The sequence below is a fragment of the Candidatus Gastranaerophilales bacterium genome (assembly GCA_028693235.1).
GTDB lineage: Bacteria > Cyanobacteriota > Vampirovibrionia > Gastranaerophilales > Gastranaerophilaceae > JAQUVW01.
The window spans coordinates 178032-195208 of record JAQUVW010000002.1 but is presented as its reverse complement, the minus strand read 5'-3'; the positions used below and the strand labels follow the sequence as shown (position 1 = coordinate 195208).

14 protein-coding genes are annotated in these 17177 nt (G+C 34.4%); 9 read left to right on the top strand and 5 right to left on the bottom strand.

Going from position 1 to position 17177, the window contains the following annotated elements; translation table 11 throughout:
• Window position 1 precedes the first annotated feature (1 nt).
• From queD to purB, 3 genes are all read right to left on the bottom strand, one after another.
• Entirely contained in the window at window positions 2–358 is a 357-nt protein-coding gene (gene queD, locus PHV37_04070) for a 6-carboxytetrahydropterin synthase QueD (protein ID MDD3237253.1), read from the bottom strand.
• Window positions 358–2271 carry a 4-alpha-glucanotransferase gene (locus tag PHV37_04065; protein ID MDD3237252.1) on the bottom strand — a complete coding sequence of 638 codons (1914 nt, stop codon included), beginning with the start codon at window positions 2269–2271 and terminating at the stop codon, window positions 358–360. The genes queD and PHV37_04065 overlap by 1 nt, the downstream gene beginning before the upstream one ends.
• A gap of 192 nt (window positions 2272–2463) precedes the next feature.
• Complete coding sequence (gene purB / locus PHV37_04060) at window positions 2464–3756, bottom strand: adenylosuccinate lyase (GenBank protein ID MDD3237251.1); 1293 nt, start codon at window positions 3754–3756, stop codon at window positions 2464–2466.
• Window positions 3757–3802: 46 nt separating this feature from the next.
• Here purB and PHV37_04055 point away from each other — a divergent pair, with 46 nt between their 5' ends.
• Both PHV37_04055 and bioA read left to right on the top strand, forming a co-directional pair.
• On the top strand, window positions 3803–5365 hold the full coding sequence (locus tag PHV37_04055; protein ID MDD3237250.1) for an alpha-isopropylmalate synthase regulatory domain-containing protein: 1563 nt from the start codon (window positions 3803–3805) through the stop codon (window positions 5363–5365).
• Window positions 5358–6704 carry an adenosylmethionine--8-amino-7-oxononanoate transaminase gene (bioA, locus tag PHV37_04050; GenBank protein ID MDD3237249.1) on the top strand — a complete coding sequence of 449 codons (1347 nt, stop codon included), beginning with the start codon at window positions 5358–5360 and terminating at the stop codon, window positions 6702–6704. The genes PHV37_04055 and bioA overlap by 8 nt, the downstream gene beginning before the upstream one ends.
• Here the strand turns inward: bioA and PHV37_04045 are convergent.
• A complete protein-coding gene (locus PHV37_04045; protein MDD3237248.1) occupies window positions 6701–6943 on the bottom strand; it encodes a hypothetical protein in 243 nt (80 codons plus the stop codon). The genes bioA and PHV37_04045 overlap by 4 nt on opposite strands.
• A 268-nt stretch (window positions 6944–7211) precedes the next feature.
• Between PHV37_04045 and PHV37_04040 the strand changes: the two genes are divergently transcribed.
• On the top strand, window positions 7212–8222 hold the full coding sequence (locus PHV37_04040) for a hypothetical protein (protein ID MDD3237247.1): 1011 nt from the start codon (window positions 7212–7214) through the stop codon (window positions 8220–8222).
• Entirely contained in the window at window positions 8215–9594 is a 1380-nt protein-coding gene (radA, locus tag PHV37_04035; protein MDD3237246.1) for a DNA repair protein RadA, read from the top strand. The genes PHV37_04040 and radA overlap by 8 nt, the downstream gene beginning before the upstream one ends.
• Here radA and PHV37_04030 read toward each other — a convergent pair.
• Window positions 9591–10919 (bottom strand): TolC family protein, encoded by a 1329-nt coding sequence (locus tag PHV37_04030; GenBank protein MDD3237245.1) that lies wholly within the window; start codon window positions 10917–10919, stop codon window positions 9591–9593. The two genes, radA and PHV37_04030, sit on opposite strands and share 4 nt — an antisense overlap.
• Before the next feature lie 141 nt (window positions 10920–11060).
• Here PHV37_04030 and tmk (PHV37_04025) point away from each other — a divergent pair, with 141 nt between their 5' ends.
• From tmk (PHV37_04025) to PHV37_04005, 5 genes are all read left to right on the top strand, one after another.
• Window positions 11061–11732 carry a dTMP kinase gene (tmk, locus tag PHV37_04025; protein MDD3237244.1) on the top strand — a complete coding sequence of 224 codons (672 nt, stop codon included), beginning with the start codon at window positions 11061–11063 and terminating at the stop codon, window positions 11730–11732.
• Window positions 11733–12413, top strand: coding sequence for a dTMP kinase (gene tmk / locus PHV37_04020; GenBank protein MDD3237243.1), 681 nt, complete (start codon window positions 11733–11735; stop codon window positions 12411–12413).
• Between the two features lie 109 nt (window positions 12414–12522).
• Complete coding sequence (locus PHV37_04015) at window positions 12523–13650, top strand: DegT/DnrJ/EryC1/StrS family aminotransferase (GenBank protein ID MDD3237242.1); 1128 nt, start codon at window positions 12523–12525, stop codon at window positions 13648–13650.
• A 1094-nt stretch (window positions 13651–14744) separates the two neighbouring features.
• On the top strand, window positions 14745–16829 hold the full coding sequence (locus PHV37_04010; protein MDD3237241.1) for an ATP-binding protein: 2085 nt from the start codon (window positions 14745–14747) through the stop codon (window positions 16827–16829).
• The gene (locus PHV37_04005; GenBank protein ID MDD3237240.1) at window positions 16807–17169 is read left to right on the top strand and encodes a response regulator; all 363 of its coding nucleotides are present in this window, start codon (window positions 16807–16809) and stop codon (window positions 17167–17169) included. The genes PHV37_04010 and PHV37_04005 overlap by 23 nt, the downstream gene beginning before the upstream one ends.
• The last annotated feature ends 8 nt before the right edge of the window (window positions 17170–17177 follow it).

Genomic DNA, 17177 nt, shown 5'->3' with positions numbered 1-17177 from the left:
CTTATTCAAAATATGACGCACAAGAGTTTTGAGTTTCCCAAACAGAAACTTTAGAAACTTGCGGAATTATTTTTTTTAACTCAACGTAAATAAACTTTGATATTATTTCACTGCTTGGACTGCTATTCTTAAACTGAGGTAACTCGTTTATATCAGTATGATCAAGAATGTCTAATATTGAGTTTAATTCTTTTTTCAATATTTTAAAATCTATTAACAAATTCGATTTATTTAACTCGTCGCCGCTGATGTAAGCTTCGACCTTCCAATTATGACCGTGTTGATTTTCACATTCGCCGTCATAATTTAATAGATGATGAGCCGCAGAAAACGAGCTTTCAACTTTTAGTTCGTACATTATAACAATTCTTCTAAATCTTTAATAATACCTTTATTTTTATTGGCAAATTCAGAACCGCGAGCTTCAATAGCAAGCTTCAAAATCAAAGGAAGATTCATACCTTTGCCGTTTTCAAGATTGTTGCAATAGAATTCTTCGAAGTTGTTAGGAATTCTTAAACACCAATTGCAATCACCTGATGTACCAGGGCGGTTGTAGACATCATAAACGCCCAAGAAATCTGTGAAGAAAATTTGAATATTTTCTGCTTTACAAGCGAAAAGTTCAACAAATTTTGTTTGAGTTAAGAAATCAGCATCTTTAGAAATTCTTACTGCAATTTCTTCTTTTTCTTCGTCAGTGGCTTCAGTCCAATAATCATCTGCAAGATTTTTACCGTTCAAATAGCCTTCATGAGTATTAACTGTTTGAGCAGCCCACATTGAGATTGGTTCATTATCATGGGTTCCAACCATAGCCCATACATTTTCTTCAATATTTGAACCACGATAAGGATGTTTTGGTTTTTCCGGAACAACAAATTGAGTCAATCTCATACCTTGAAGTTCAAAATATTTCATAACATTTTCAACAGGATAAGTCAAAGTGCCGAGGTCTTCGCAGACAATCGCATCTTTATCAAGTCCCATTTCTTTAGCTGCTGCGATAACGATTTTATCAACCAAAGCACCGTATTTTTTGATTTGTTCATCAGTCAAAGATTTAATTCTTTTTTCTTTGTCTGCTTCGACTTCATCGTTCAAATCTTCCATCGTAGCAATGGCGAATCTTGAAAGTTCAGGATGTTCAGGAGAGGAGTATAGCCTGCCTGCACCTTCTTCAATTTTCGGCTTATGTCCTACTTTATAAACCCAAGGGTCGATTAAACCTACAATGTGGTCAATTCTGACGCCACCGGGGTTTTCCTTAAACATTTTTTTGTATAATTCTTTTAATAATTTTCCGCCATCGCCCAATGAACCGTCTTGATTAAACAATTTTTCAGGATTCATAACCGGGAAGCCCCACGCTTGTCCATCTTCTGAGAAGTAATCAGGAGGGCAGCCGAGCATCCAGCCGTCTAAAAATAAAGATTGATAAGCCCAAGTGTCACGGTCTGAGAAAGCGACTTGTCTATCTGCAATCATTTTAATATCTTTAGATTTAGCGTATTTTTTAGTTTTTTCATTTTGTTCAAAAACAACGAATTGGCAGAAAGAATAGAATTCAATTAATTCTGCATATTTTGTTTCCAGTTGTTTTTTTCTTTCAGCAAAAATAGCTTTTTCTTTTTCATCACGAGGATTTAAAAGTCTTTTGTCCATATCGTTAGACCAATTCGGCCAATAATCGTTTTCATTTTCAACAATCAAAGCTTCGTATAGAGCGTCGTTTTGGAGCCAAAAAGCATTATTTTTTTTGAAGTTTTCGAATGCTTTTCCGAGTCTGTGTGGTTTTTTTGCTTTGAAATTATCAAAGGCTTCTTTCAAAGCTTCTTGCTGAACACTAAAAATGTAGGAATAAGCAGTTTTATTTACTTCTTTATTCGGATTATTATTTACAACATTATTGTAAGTTTCTTCTGATAAAATAGATTTCCAATCTTTTGTAGTTAATTGTTCTAAATCAATAAACAAAGGATTGTTTGAGAAAATAGTACCTGTATAAGGAGAAGAATCAATAGCTTTTGTTTTTCCGGCAGGACCGACTTGAATAGCGTTAAAAACGCCACTAACGAAATCTATAACATTTTCAGCAGCTTTAGAATTTGTAGTACCAAACCCTGTATTTTTACCATCTTCAGCAGGGAAACTGTTAGCGTGAGCTATAAACGCCAAATTCTTTTTCCCTAGTGCCTTTAAAGCTTTTGAAATAGTTTTTTTAGTTTTCTTATCAAAACAAAATTTTTTCTTTTCTGTACAGCAAGCCACTGTTATATCCTCATTAGTGTATCTTCTCAAGAATTGTAGCATTATATTTAAAATTTTAATAGTAGTTATCAGTTTAGATTTAGACTTTTTAACATTTTTCAAAGTATTGCAGAAAATTGATTAAGCCAAAATAGTTTTTAAGTAAGCTTAATTATTAATAAAATTTTCTTTTTTTAGTGTCGAATAAGAAAATTAACTAAAGAACTTGGCGTATATAGAATCTATATTTTTCAAATAATCTTGAAGGTCAAAACATTCTTCAATTTCTGCAACGGTGAGATATTCAAGAATTTTTTCATCTTTCATTAGATTTTCTTTAAAATTGCCGTTATTTTCAAATGCGTCAAGAGCATTTGTTTGAACCAATATGTACGCATCTTCCCTCAAAAGACCTTTTGAACAAAGCTTCAAAAGAACTTTTTGCGAATAGACAATTCCACCGTATAGAGAAGTATTTTTGAGCATATTTTTCTCTTTGATAACAAGGTTTTTCATAACTGTATTTAAACGGTTAAGCATATAGTCAATGAGGATTGTTGAATCGGGAAAAATAATTCTTTCCACACTACTGTGACTTATATCTCTTTCATGCCAAAGTGGAATGTTTTCTAATGCAGCTATTGAGTTTGAGCGGACTATACGAGCTAAACCCGAGAGATTTTCACCAGAGATAGGATTTTTCTTATGCGGCATAGCTGAAGAACCCTTTTGCCCCTTAGAAAAGCCTTCTTCAACCTCCAAAACTTCTGTCCTTTGGAGATGACGCAATTCAATAGCACATTGCTCGATAACAGTTGCAATAAGAGCTAAAGCTTGATGGAATTGAGCGTGAATATCTCTTGCAATTACTTGAGTGGAAATCCTTGCCGGAGTCAAATTTAACTCTTTACACGCAAGAATTTCTATTTGAGGGTCAATATTACTGTAAGTACCGACAGGACCTGATATTTGACCTACTTTTGCAGTTTCTGAAACTTGCTCAAAATTTTTCAAATTACGCTCAAATAAATCGACCCAATTGCACATTTTTACACCGAAAGTCATCGGTTCGGCATGCACTCCGTGCGAACGACCTATACACACTGTATTCTTGTGCTCAAGTGCCTTTTCTCGCAAAGTTTTTATAAGCTCTTTCATATCATTTTTTATAATTTTTGAAGCATCTTGAATTTGTAAAGCAAGAGCAGTGTCAATAATATCAGAGCTTGTAACGCCCATATGTATGTAACGAGATGAATCACCTACATTTTCATTAACATTTGTCAAAAAAGCGATAACATCATGATTTACTTCTTTTTCAATTTCATCAATTCTCTCAACAGAAAAAGAAGCTTTTTCTAATATATTTTTCAAATCATCATCAGGAATCAACCCCATTTGATTATAAGCCTTGCAAATAGCCTTTTCCACCATTAAATAATATGAGAATTTGCTATCTAAATCCCAATTTTTTTTCATTTCGTCACGGGAATATCTATCAATCATTTGTTATTACCTTTATCTTTAAGCAATTTTATTCTACAATGAATGAGTGAAACTGAAAAGAGCAAACAATGAGGTGAATATGTCAAGACAACCGTTTTTTTATGATATTACATTACGTGACGGCAATCAGTCATTAAAAAAACCTTGGAATAAGGTCGAAAAAGAAATAATATTTAAACACCTCGTCGAACTAAATGTTCAAGCAGTAGAAGCAGGCTTTGCGGCTGCATCTGAAATGGATTATGAAACTTGTAAAAGACTTTCTGAAATAGCACCTGATAATATGGTTATCTCTGCATTAGCAAGAGCTGTTGAGAAAGATATAATAAAAGCCGCTGAATCTATTCAAGCTTGTAAACGTCCCCGATTGCACACTTTTATCGCAATGAGCCCTTTTAATATGAAATACGTTTTGAATAAACGTCCTCAAGAAGTGCAAAAAGCAGCAATTGAAGCTGTCACCTTTGCAAAAAAAACTATTGGCTCTAATGGAGAGGTTCAATTTTCAGCAGAACACTTCGGCGACTGCATGGAAAATTTAGATTTTGTAATCGATTCGTTGAAAAAAGTTGTTAAAGCGGGTGCAACCGTTATAAATTTGCCAAATACAGTTGAAAGAACAAGAGTCAAGACTTTTGTAGATATGGTAGAAAAAGTATATGCTGCACTCCCGAGAGATATTATGATTGCGGTTCACTGCCACAATGACCTTGGTATGGCAACAGCAGCAACTGTTGAGAGCTATTTTGCAGGAGCCGTTCAACTTGAATGCTGTCTAAATGGATTAGGCGAAAGAGCAGGCAATACAAATATGTATGAAGTAGCAGTCGCCTTGCATAATTCAGGCATCGAAGTACCTTTGGATTTGTCAAAAATATATGAGCTTGCCTTGACCGTTTCAGATATGGCGAAAGTACCTATTGCAGATAAAGCCCCTTTAATCGGACCTGAATCTCTTGCACATAGAAGCGGTATCCACCAAGACGGTGCCATCAAAACCAAAGATATGGAAAAAGGTGCTTATAGACCTATTCACCCTTCTTTAATAGGTAGAAAAGACGACGAAAAACTCGGATTCACTTCTCAATCAGGAAAAACAGCAGTATTTGAAATCATTTCAGACGCAGGTTATCCGATTACAATTCAAGAAGCCGTCAGAATTACGCCTATTGTTAAAGAAGCGGCAGAAAAAGTCGGAGAGCTTCCAACCCGCAACATTATTGACATCTACTTTAGAGAAGTTTTCAATGTCAAAGGTCCTTTTATATTGTTGGGACTTGAAAAAATCTGTAATGAAAAATTCCAACTTCAATTCAGTCACAACGGAGAAAATTTTGACGTGGTAGGCGAAGGAAACGGACCACTTGACGCTTGCTTAAACGCATTAAAAACAGCAGGCTTTACTTACAATTTACTCCACTACGAACAAAAAGCTTTAGACGAAGAAATTTTAGGCTCTGGAGCTACAGCGATGACCGTTATAGAATTTGAAACATCAAAAGGTCAAAAAATAATATCAAGAGGAAAGGACGAAAGTACAATCAACGCTAACGTTAAAGCAGTATTTAACGGACTTAACTTGATTGCTAAGGCAGAAAAAAATGAATAAACAAGAACTAATCGAAAAAGACAAAAAATACGTTTGGCACCCCGACACCCAAATGAAAGACTATGAAAAAGAAAGCCCTATTATCATTGAACGAGGTAAAGGGATTTATGTTTGGGATATCGACGGCAATAAATATATAGACGCTATTGCCTCATGGTGGGTAAATACATTGGGACATTCAAACCCGAGGCTAAACAAAGCACTTTGCAATCAAGTGGAAAAAATCGAACACGTGCTTTTGGGTGGCTTTTCACACGTTCCTGCAATTGAACTTGCAGAAGAACTTGTTAATATCACAGCACCGTCTTTAACTAAAGTTTTTTTCTCAGATAACGGCTCTACAGCTACAGAAGTTGCAATTAAAATGGCATTTCAATATTGGCAACAAGTAGGACGCCCGACAAAAACCAAATTTGTCGCAATGGAGCAATCTTACCACGGCGACACATTAGGTTCTGTTTCAGTTGGAGGAATAGATACATTTTATGCTATTTTCAAACCGCTTTTATTTGAAAAATTTGAAGCAAAAAGCCCCTATTGTTACCGTTGCCCTATGGGATGTGACAAGCAAACTTGCGAGTGCGAATGTATAAATTCAGCAGAAGAAATCTTCAAATATCATCACGAAGAAATCGCAGCTATGATAGTCGAACCATTAGTACAAGGTGCTTGCGGAATGAGAATGTATCCACCTAAATACCTTAAAAAATTAAGAGCACTCTGCGATAAATATGAAATATTGTTAATTCACGACGAAGTCGCCATGGGATTTGGCAGAACAGGAAAAATGTTTGCCTATGAACATGCCGGAATAGAACCTGATTTTGTTTGTCTTTCAAAAGGCATAACGGCGGGTTATTTGCCGCTTGCTGTAACTATAACTAACGACAAAATCTACAAAGGTTTTTATTCTGATGACTTTATGAAGGCATTTTTCCACGGACATAGCTACACAGGTAACCCTCTGGCAGCAGCTATTGCAGTTGAAAATTTAAAAATATTCAAAGAAGAAAAAATAATAGAAAGCCTTCAACCAAAAATTGAATACATGAAAAAAGAAACCCAAAGATTATACGAATTAAATCAAGTCGGAGATGTAAGACAAACAGGCATGATAGTAGCGATTGAGCTTGTAAAAGACCGCGAAACAAAAACGCCTTTTGACGCAAGTGAAAAAATCGGCAAAAAAATATATTATGAAGCATTAAAACTTGGTGCTATTCTAAGACCCTTAGGCGACACAATATATTTTATTCCGCCTTATGTAATTACGAAAAACGAAATAAAACAGCTTGTAGATATTGCCTATAACTCAATAAAAAATGTATTTGACGATTAATCTGAGAATGGATTTTCTTTGTCCTCGTCATTTTTTTTATGTTCAAACGGTTTTTTAAATTTTTCAACGAAACTCGAGAAAAACTCCTTAACAGGAGGTTTTTCTTCTTTGTCCTCTTTTATGTCTAAAGTATCTTCAAACGTATCGTCATCAGAGCCAAAAACGTCACTTTTTTGTTCTTTCTTTTTATTTTTACGTTTGAAGTAGCCCAAGTTGCCGCCGCCGCCATTATTTTTCATTTGCTGCGCCTCTTGAATCATCGGTTTTTTAAAATTTGAAGGACCGTTAATATCAAATGACATTTGAGAACACCAAGATTATAACTTGCATTATCATTATATACTACTTTTGTAGAAACTTAAATCCTATATATAAAGTATTATTACAAAAATTGACAAAAGCCTGTCGCACATGGGTTTTGAGGAAGAAATAAATAAATAATATTTATACCAAATTTTTTAACTTTACAAACATGCCAAATTAAATTTTTTCATTAATAATATTACTATGAGTGATATGAATATCGGACAATCCTCCAATAATTTTAATTCACAAAATTTTGTAAATAACTCCGCAAGCAATGCCAAAAATGCAGACGGGGTAAATTTCAAATCTTCACAAAATAACGCTATGCCGCAGACCCCAACGCCTGCACCAACTATTACTTATCAACAAATAGCGGCCCAAACGAAATATATAAATACACAATTAGCCCAATTAAATAGTGGTGACAAAGGTGTATTGCTTAGAGATTTACTGAATTTACCGCAAAACCTTAAAGATTTTTTGTTGATGATGACATCTAGCGTAACCGCTGAAACAACAGCCTCACAGCTTGAAACTTTAATGATGAATTCAAATCTTGATATTTCAAAATTAATTCAATTTATGCAACAAAACGGGAAAGAAGCACTATCAAAGCTTTATCAAATGATAGCTAACTTTAATCAAATGGGCACATCTATGAAAACAGCCCAACTAAATGAATTGTCTGCCGTTATAAATGCTTGTATTCCAACCACAGGTACTTCTCAGACTCAAATGATAAAAAATATTTTGTTGCTTTACCTTCCGTGGCTTCCTTTAGGTGAAGAAAACGGCTTTAGCCTTGAAATAAATGAAAAAACTACAGGCGGAAACGGTGAAAGTGACGACTCTGTTACGATTTTGATTGCAACTAAACATTTCGGCAACGTGCAAGTTGTGTTGTTCAAAGCACCTCAAAAAGCTATCGCTATGCAAATTACATGCAGCAAAGAATTTCCCAAAAATGAAGTTGAAAAAAATCTCTCAGGCGAAGCCTTAAACTATAACGTCCAAACAGAAATCGCCTTTGAAGAAAGAGAAAATTTCAGCAAAACAAAAGAAGATAAAACAAAAACCGAAGTGACACTAAATACAAGCCCCGGAGTTAATCCTTTCTTGATTTTAATGGCACAAGCTGTTATAAAAACAATTATCGGAATTGATAAAAATTATGACCTTACAGAATCAAGAAAAGAAAAATTAGATGGCTAAAATAAAAACGAAATGGATTTGCCAAAACTGTGGCTACGAAACTGCACGCTCTTTGGGCAAATGCCCCGAGTGTAACTCATGGGGCTCTTTTACAGAAGAAAAAGAACTACCTCAAGCAACAAGCAAAATAACAACTTTTCGAGATGACTCGCCTGTGTGCCTTATTAACGAAATCGAAATAACTAAATCCATAAGATTTTCAACAGGCTTTGAAGAATTTGACAGAGTCTTAGGAAACGGCTTAGTGCAGGGCTCAATGGTGCTTTTGGCAGGTGACCCCGGGATAGGTAAATCGACTCTTGTTCTTCAAACCAGCAAAACCATTTGCGAAAACGGAAAAAAACTCTTATACGTATGTGCTGAAGAATCAAGCTCACAAATAAAGCTAAGAGCCCAAAGATTAAATGTAAATTCTGACAACCTTTATGTATATTCTCAAACCAATTTTGAAAGCATAAAAGAGCAAATCGACAAACTTGAGCCACAAGTTATAGTGGTTGACAGTATCCAAGCCATATACACGGGAGCAATTACGAGCTCTGCAGGGAGCGTATCTCAAATAAGAGAATGCACAAACTACCTGATGGACATTGCAAAAAGTAAAAATATAACAATAGTAATAATCGGACACGTCACAAAAGACGGCAACATTGCAGGACCCAAAATACTTGAGCACATGGTAGATACTGTTGTTTATTTTGAAGGTGACAGGTATAAATCTTACAGACTCTTAAGATGCAATAAAAACCGATTCGGAAGTACAAATGAAGTCGGCGTTTTTAATATGGTAGAATCAGGTCTTGTCGAAGTAACAAATCCGAGTGAACTATTTATTCACGACAGAACCAAGAATATCACCCCGGGGAGCGTAATAATTGCGACAAACGAAGGAACAAGGGCACTTTTAGTAGAAATACAAGCACTTGTCGGTTCAACCTCTTACAACACACCTCGCAGGGTTTCTACGGGTGTTGAATACAACCGTGTTTTGCAAATCCTTGCCGTTTTAGAAAAACGAATTGGGCTAAACCTTAGCAAATATGATGTTTACGTCAATATTATCGGCGGAATAGAAATTGATGAGCCGGCAGCTGACCTCGGCATAGCTCTTGCTATTGCAACTTGTGCAAGAGATGTAATTGTAAGCCCTGATACCGTTATAATAGGTGAAATAGGGCTTTCTGGCGAAATAAGACAAGTTAATAATATCGAAAAAAGAATAATGGAAGCTCAAAAATTAGGATTTAAAAAAGTAATTATCCCAAAATTGAACCAAAAACTTGAAAACAAATACGAGATAACAATTATCGAAGTTTCTCGTCTTATGGATGCAATAAGTGCATGCGTTTGTAAAGAAAACGCAATGAACTAAGGCAAACAAGGAGTTTTTGTAAAGTCGATATTTTCAACATTCATCTCAGACAACAAATTCAGCCAATCGTCATAATAATCAATCAATGCAAGCATATATGAGCGTAAGAGATTCAAATGAGTTTGCTGAGAAACAATTAAAGTGGTCAATGACATTTCGTTTGTAGCATAAGCTTTATGAGAATATTTGATAACCTTATCAGAATCTTCTAAAACACCTGTATGATAATAGTTTAAAATATCTCTTGAATTTACAAAATCCAAGTATGCCTTGCGGACATCTTGTCTTGCCTTGTTTTGAACAGACTTTAAAACAAGTTTTTTTTGTTCAATATTTATTTTTGCCTTTTGAATTTCAGGATTATACCTGTATAATATCGGTAAATCAATACTTCCTCCGACAAATGCACCTTGAAGAACTCCCCCATCAGAAATTCCAAAATCATTATTTTGGAAATCAGAAAGATACATATAACCTGAAGAAACAGAAATATCAGGGATTTTTTTACTTTCTGCTATTTTTAATTCTTTTTGAGCAGTATCAATATCACTTTTAGCAAGTTGAATATCCAATCTTTTTTCAAACGCAATTTTTTCTGCGTCTTCAAGGGATAAGGGATTTGTATCAGGTTTTGGAGTCGCAAATTTTTCATAATCACTGTCTTCTTCAAGCCCGTCATCTATTATATCAAATAGGCTGTCTTCGATTAAATTCAAGGATTTGTTAAATAAGATTTGAGCCAATTTTTCCTCATTTTCAGCCCCTTTTATTTGCGTAATTATTTGATTATATATAATTTTCGCCTGCAAATATTCAATTTCAGCAGCATCAGTTTTATTCAATTTATTTTTAGAAACAGCAAGTGTTTTTTCTAAAAGTTTTTGTTGAATCAATAAATCTTTCAAAATAGATTTATAACCGGCATACTCAATATATCTTGACCGAACAGTCATTTTTATTTTAAAAATATCTTGTTGCAAAACAATATTTGCAGACCCAAAATTAGAAATAGCTTTTTCCTTTCGCGGTTTTCTTTTCATAACCTCGATGGGGAGAGTTATTCCGCCTTGTTGAGGGTTACCGATTGAAGTATTTCCGAGGTAAAAAAACGTTTCAAATTTGGGGTTTTTCAAGGCATTTACGATTTTGATGTCTTTTTTACTTTTATCAACGTTTTTTGATGAAATAAAAATATCAAGATTATTTGTCGAAACAAGCTCCAAAGCTTCGTCCAAAGATAGAGTGCCGGTAAGAGTTCCTTCTGCGAAAGCAGGTAAAAAACAAAATAGAATTAATAGAAAAATTACGAATATTTTTTTCATCATAATTCAATTTATTAAGCCATAATGACAAAACTGACAATAGCCTAAAGTTCTAAAAAGCAGACTTATTTTACAGGTGACTTGAAAGGAGCGAAAAAATATGCGATACTGGTTAGAAGCTTTATTGGAATAGAGGAATTAAAATTGAGACTAGATGAATTGCATAATCTTCCGGGGACGCTTATTTGCGTAGAGGGGATTGACGGCTCGGGGAAATCAACTCAACTTGTTATATTAAGAGATTGGCTCAAATCTCGAAAACAAGATGTAATTTTTACAGAATGGAATTCTTCTGATTTAATCTCTCAAACAACTAAAATGGCGAAAAAGAAAAATCTGCTAAGCCCAAAAACATTCAGCCTTTTGCACGCTGTTGATTTTGCAGACAGACTTGAGCAAATCATAATTCCTGCACTAAAAGCTGGCTTCATCGTACTGGCAGACAGATATGTTTATACCGCCTTCGCAAGAGATGTAGCAAGAGGAGCTGACCCTGATTGGGTTCGAAATATGTACGGTTTTGCGGTTAAACCCGATTTAACTCTTTATTTCCATGTTCCGGTTGAAGTTTCATTAGAGAGAATTTGCTCTAATAGAACACCTAAATTCTACGAAGCAGGCATGGATTTAAAAATCAGCAACGACCCTTATGAAAGTTACAAAATTTTCCAAAGCAGGGTCAATGCGGAATATAAAAAAATGGTCAGCGAATATGGACTTGTAGAAATTGATGCTTGCGATTCAATCCATGCAAAACAAATTATATTCAGGGAAAAAGTAAAACAAGTTCTTGCAAAAAAAGGAATCAATCTATAAATGGAAAAAGTTTCAAAATACAAATCAAAACACGGATACGACGGATTGCTAATAGTAATCGAGGGTACAGACGGCTCTGGGAAATCTACTCAAATTGAACTTTTAAAACGCTGGATTGAAGATCAATCCTACGGTGCAATGGTTAGTGAGTGGAAGACCTCTCGATTTATAGCAGACGCTATTGATGACGCCAAAGACAGAAACCTGCTTAACGCAACTACTTTTAGCCTGTTGTACGCAGCAGATTTTACTGATAGGCTCGAAACAACAATTTTACCCGCACTAAAAGCAGGTTTTGTAGTTCTTTTAGACAGATATACATATACGGCTTGTGTTAGAGATGTCGTAAGAGGACATGATGTTGAATGGGTTGAAAACCTATATAATTATGCCCCTGAACCTGATTTGGTTTTCTATTTAGATGTCCCCGTTGAAATGCTTCTAAAAAGAATTATCGGCACAACCGGACTCGATTATTGGGAGTCAGGACGTGACATCGGGCTAAGTTCTGATTTCTACAAAAGTTTTCAAATGTATCAAGGCAAATGTCTTGATGAATATAGAAAAATTATCGAAAAAAATAATTTTATTTCAATCGATGGAACTTTAAAACCGAAAGAAATCCACAAAATCATCGTATCTGATGTAAAAAAATTGCTTGATATGGGGGCTATAGCCTAGTTCAAATCTTAATTATCATCACCTTTTCCTTTATAAAGATTTTATAAAGGCATATAAATAATGTGCTACAATCGAATTGTGGAAAATTAATATTTAGGAGGAGAAAAAGATGATTCCTATTTTGGACTTAAAAAGACAATATAAACAAACAGGAAAAGAAATAGAAAAAGAAGTTTTGGATATTTTGCAATCAGGTGCCTATATAATGGGTAAACACAACAAAGGATTGCAAGAAGAATTTGCGAATTTTATCGGAGTAAAACACTCTGTAACATTAAATTCAGGTACAGATGCCCTACACTTAGCACTTAGAGCCCTAGATATCGGTGCTGGAGATGAAGTTATCACTGTTGCATTTACATTTGTTGCAACAACAGAAGCTATCGGCATAGTTGGTGCAACACCGGTATTTGTTGATATAGATGAAAACACCTTCAACCTTGATGCAAGCAAAATTGAAGCAGCTATTACACCTAAAACAAAAGCGATAATTCCTGTTCATTTATACGGTCAACCTTGCGATATGGACACAATCATGGACATTGCAAAACGTCATAATTTATACGTAATTGAAGATTGTTGCCAAGCCGTCGGTGCAAAATTTAATGGCAAAAAAGTGGGCTCATTTGGTGATATCGGATGTTTTAGTTTCTTCCCGACAAAAAACCTTGGAGCAATGGGTGATGGTGGTATAGCAGTTACCAACAGCGAATATCTAAAAGACAGAATGACATCACTAAGAAATCACGGCGGAGCAGTTCGTTATTATCACGACGAAATCGGCGTAAACAGCAGACTAGACGAAATCCAAGCGGCAATTTTACGTATTAAAATGCAATACATTGACGAATGGAACGAAAAAAGACGTACTAACGCATACAGATACAATGAATTATTCAAATCACATCCTGAAGTTCAAACACCTAAAGAATTAGATAATACATATTGTGTTTATCACCAATACACAGTAAAAATTGAAAACAGAGATGCTGTTCATAAGCTATTGCAAGAAGCAGGAATTGGGGCAATGTTATACTATCCGGTACCGTTACACTTACAAAAAGTACACGCTCACTTGCCACAAAAAGAAGGTTCATTGCCAAAAACCGAAAAAGACACAAAATGCGTTCTTTCACTTCCAATGTTCCCTGAACTAAAAGCAGAAGAACAAAAAACTGTTGTAGATACAGTTATAGATTGTATTAAAAAAGCAGACACTGCTTGTGCTAAAGCATAAAACAAAAAACGTATAACAATATTTTAAAAACCGCTTGTATTTTGCAGGCGGTTTTTTATTTATGAAAAAATACGCAAAAAAAAACCGACTGAAGCCGGTTAAGTCTACCACATATTAGAGAGAGGAATTAGAGAGAGAGAAACTTATTTACATCTTGTTTATATTCCTTACATGTATGTAATTCCACATGTAGGATTATCTAAACACATGTGCTTGACTTAAGTTACAATTCTTAATAAAAAGCGAATTATTTATTAAAAACTTAATAAAATTTACATTGTTATAAAAACAACCATTACTGCGGCTGTAAATTATTTATCATCAGCATTGTTGCGTGTAAATAATCCTGATATTATAGAGGAATATTTGCTGTAAAGGTTTTGATTTTTATTTACTGTTTTTTTATCTTTGTTTAAATATAACCACGTCTTGGATTATTTGCAGTTGAAAATCTTTCATTTTGCTTCATTAAATTGTTCACTGGGACGAGCTCGCTCACTTTCTCTCGACTCGGCTCTTGCTAAAATCCGGTCACTATTCTAAGTTCTTATCACAAGAGAAGCTCTTTTGTTTATCGTGACGCCATTTTCTACGGCTCGTAACTAGCCTTGAAAAGAAGGCAAAAAAAAGCCCTTTCTAATGAAAGGGTTTTGAATCTGTTTTGATTCCTCGTGTGTGTAAAAGTAAAGTGTAAGGTTAGTAAGTAGTGTGGAGTGTGTGTGGTTAAAAAATTTGTTTTAAAAAGCTTTTTGGCTTTTGTCTCTCTATTACTCCCTCTAATATGTTGTAGACTTAATCGATTTCATTCGTGGTTTTAAATTTTTGTTTTCTCTAATCTCTCGTGTGGTTAATTTCTCTCGTTCTCGAAACTCTCTCGTGGTGTGGGTTTGTGGTTCTCTCTTTTTTCATCTCTCGTACTTTAATAAAGTATTTTTATCTTTAAATATTGCTTTTTTATATTCATTTTATATACTTTTGTTTACAAAAGTTAATACATGCCCTCTTTCACGTTTATTTTACTGCTTCTTGGGTAATTAATTAAGTTTTGTTGAAAAATAAATGTATTTTTAAAAAACTGCTAAAATACTATTAGTATGGCTAAAATATTACTTATTACAGACAATAACAAAAAAATCAATAAGGCAAGTGAGCTGTTTTACAAGCACGGGCACGAACTAATCTCATTCAATAGCGATGAGGAAATTTTTGAAACTGTAAAAGCAAACGACGTTGATGTTATTTTAATCGATTTGGCGACCAAAAAATATGACATAAATAATGTTTGCCGAAAAATTAAAATCCAAACTCAAACAAAAAATATCCAAACCATTTTGATATTTAATGAAGGAAAACTTGAAAATGAGATTTTAAAATATGCAAACGCATATATACAAGAACCTTTCGAGGATAGTTTGCTTCTTGCAACGATTAATGCTTCATTGCAACACAAAGAATCTTTAGAAGGCTTGTCGGCGAACAATAAGGATTTGGCAAAAAGCCTTTACCAACTAAATGTTTTATACAACACAAGCACACAACTGGCGGGCTCTCTTGATAAAACGAAACTTATTGACATAATGATGGACGGGTTGGAAAAAAGTTTGAGTTTTTCTCTGTGTTATTCGCTTGTTTTCAATGACCCAACGGATATAACCCTGTTAATAAACTCTTTATACCCAATTTCAAAAAGACTGGAAGATGCAATAAAACTTCGGGCAATTTTGAGCTACAAAACCTTGTTTTCCATAAATCCTGCCGTTGCTGATATTAAAGTCATAAAAAATATCAAACACCAATTTGAAGAATACGACCTTAACGTGTTTAATTTTGACAATCTTTTTGCCCCGATTAATATAAAAGACAAATTTTTCGGAATTATCGAAGTTTTTAGAGAAAACGACTTTGGGCAAGAAGACACAACCTGTTTCCAAACACTTGTAAAACAAGCATCTTTGCCACTTGAAAGTGCCATTTTATACGAAGAAATTAAAGACACAAACATAAAACTTGAAAAGTTAGAGCGTCTAAAATCAGAATTTATTTCGATAGTTTCACACGAATTGAGAACGCCTTTAACTGCGATAAAAAACTCCTTAGACATAGTATTGAGCGGAAAATCAGGCGAAATAACTAAAAACATGGACAAGTTTTTAAATATGGCAAAACGAAATGTAACAAGACTTTCCGCCATAATAAACGACCTTTTGGACTTGTCTAAAATCGAAGCAGGGAAAATGGATTTCAGATTTGAAAAAGCTAATGTAAACTCGCCGATTGAATTTGTCAAAAATACTTTTGAAAATTTAGCCAAAGACAAAAATATTGAACTTATTTTAAATCTTGAAAGAGATATTGATTCTGTTTATATAGACTCTCAAAGAATAGAGCAGGTCTTAACAAACCTTGTTTCTAACGCAATAAAATTCACCCCGGAAAACGGAAAGATTACAATTTCCACATCAAAAATTAAAAGAGAAGATATATTAAAAGTCCCGTTTTTTGCCGAATTACCAAAAAATTTGTTTAGAGAATATGTAAAAGTTGAAGTCGCAGATACAGGAATCGGTATCGCACATGAAGATTTGAACAAAGTTTTTGACAAATTTGAACAAATTGAAAACTCATTAAGCCGAAAAATCGGAGGAACAGGCTTGGGGCTTCCAATTGCAAGACAACTTATGGAAACTCACAAAGGTCTTATTTGGCTTGAAAGCGAAGTAAATGTTGGCTCAAAATTTTCACTCGCAATCCCTATAATGAACGAAGAAGAAACCTTTATTATGCAAATGGGACAAGACATTTCAAGAGCAAAACAAAACCATACATCACTCGGATTAATAGCTTTGAAAGAAAAGATTATAGCATCAGCTTCTTTCTTGGACAAAGTTGTTGCGGAAAAACTTATTAAAAAAACCACCAACAGCCGTGATTTTATATATATAGACGGCGATTTCAGGTATTATTTTTATTACTCAATCGAAATGGATTCGTTTGCATTAGATTTTAATAAAAAGAAACTTGAAGGATACATAAAACTTTGTGGAAAAGAGTTCGAAGAGTGTGCTATATTGTACTCAACGGCACTTTATCCTAACGACGCACTAAGTGCAGATGAATTGATTAAAAAAGCAAAATTATCTTTTAAAGAGGTAGAATATGAAAAAAGTATTAATAGTTGACGATGAACAAGATATAGTAGAAACGCTGCAATTTATGATTGAAGCAGAAGGCTACGAATGCCATAGTGCTTTTGACGGCGAAGAAGGGCTAAACAAAGCAAAAGAAATAGTTCCCGATTTAATAATTTTAGATGTCATGATGCCCAAAATCAACGGTTATAAAATCAGCCGTTTGCTCAAATATGACAACAAATACAAGGACATTCCGATTATAATGGTGACGGCTCGCTCTCAAGAAGAAGACAAAATCATTGGAGAAGAAACAGGCGTTAATGAATACATCACAAAGCCTTTTGAAATTGATTTTGTTATGGAACGCATAAAAAGCTATTTGGGATAAAGAAAGAA

What these genes read in the sequence shown, in the direction of transcription:
- bioA (MDD3237249.1), top strand. Translation starts at nt 5,358, where the DNA reads ATGAATAAACAAGAACTAATCGAAAAAGACAAAAAATACGTTTGGCAC.
- PHV37_04040 (MDD3237247.1), top strand. Translation starts at nt 7,212, where the DNA reads ATGAGTGATATGAATATCGGACAATCCTCCAATAATTTTAATTCACAA.
- PHV37_04005 (MDD3237240.1), top strand. Translation starts at nt 16,807, where the DNA reads ATGAAAAAAGTATTAATAGTTGACGATGAACAAGATATAGTAGAAACG.
- queD (MDD3237253.1), bottom strand. Translation starts at nt 358, where the DNA reads ATGTACGAACTAAAAGTTGAAAGCTCGTTTTCTGCGGCTCATCATCTA.
- tmk (MDD3237243.1), top strand. Translation starts at nt 11,733, where the DNA reads ATGGAAAAAGTTTCAAAATACAAATCAAAACACGGATACGACGGATTG.
- radA (MDD3237246.1), top strand. Translation starts at nt 8,215, where the DNA reads ATGGCTAAAATAAAAACGAAATGGATTTGCCAAAACTGTGGCTACGAA.
- PHV37_04010 (MDD3237241.1), top strand. Translation starts at nt 14,745, where the DNA reads ATGGCTAAAATATTACTTATTACAGACAATAACAAAAAAATCAATAAG.
- PHV37_04030 (MDD3237245.1), bottom strand. Translation starts at nt 10,919, where the DNA reads ATGATGAAAAAAATATTCGTAATTTTTCTATTAATTCTATTTTGTTTT.
- PHV37_04045 (MDD3237248.1), bottom strand. Translation starts at nt 6,943, where the DNA reads ATGAAAAATAATGGCGGCGGCGGCAACTTGGGCTACTTCAAACGTAAA.
- purB (MDD3237251.1), bottom strand. Translation starts at nt 3,756, where the DNA reads ATGATTGATAGATATTCCCGTGACGAAATGAAAAAAAATTGGGATTTA.
- PHV37_04015 (MDD3237242.1), top strand. Translation starts at nt 12,523, where the DNA reads ATGATTCCTATTTTGGACTTAAAAAGACAATATAAACAAACAGGAAAA.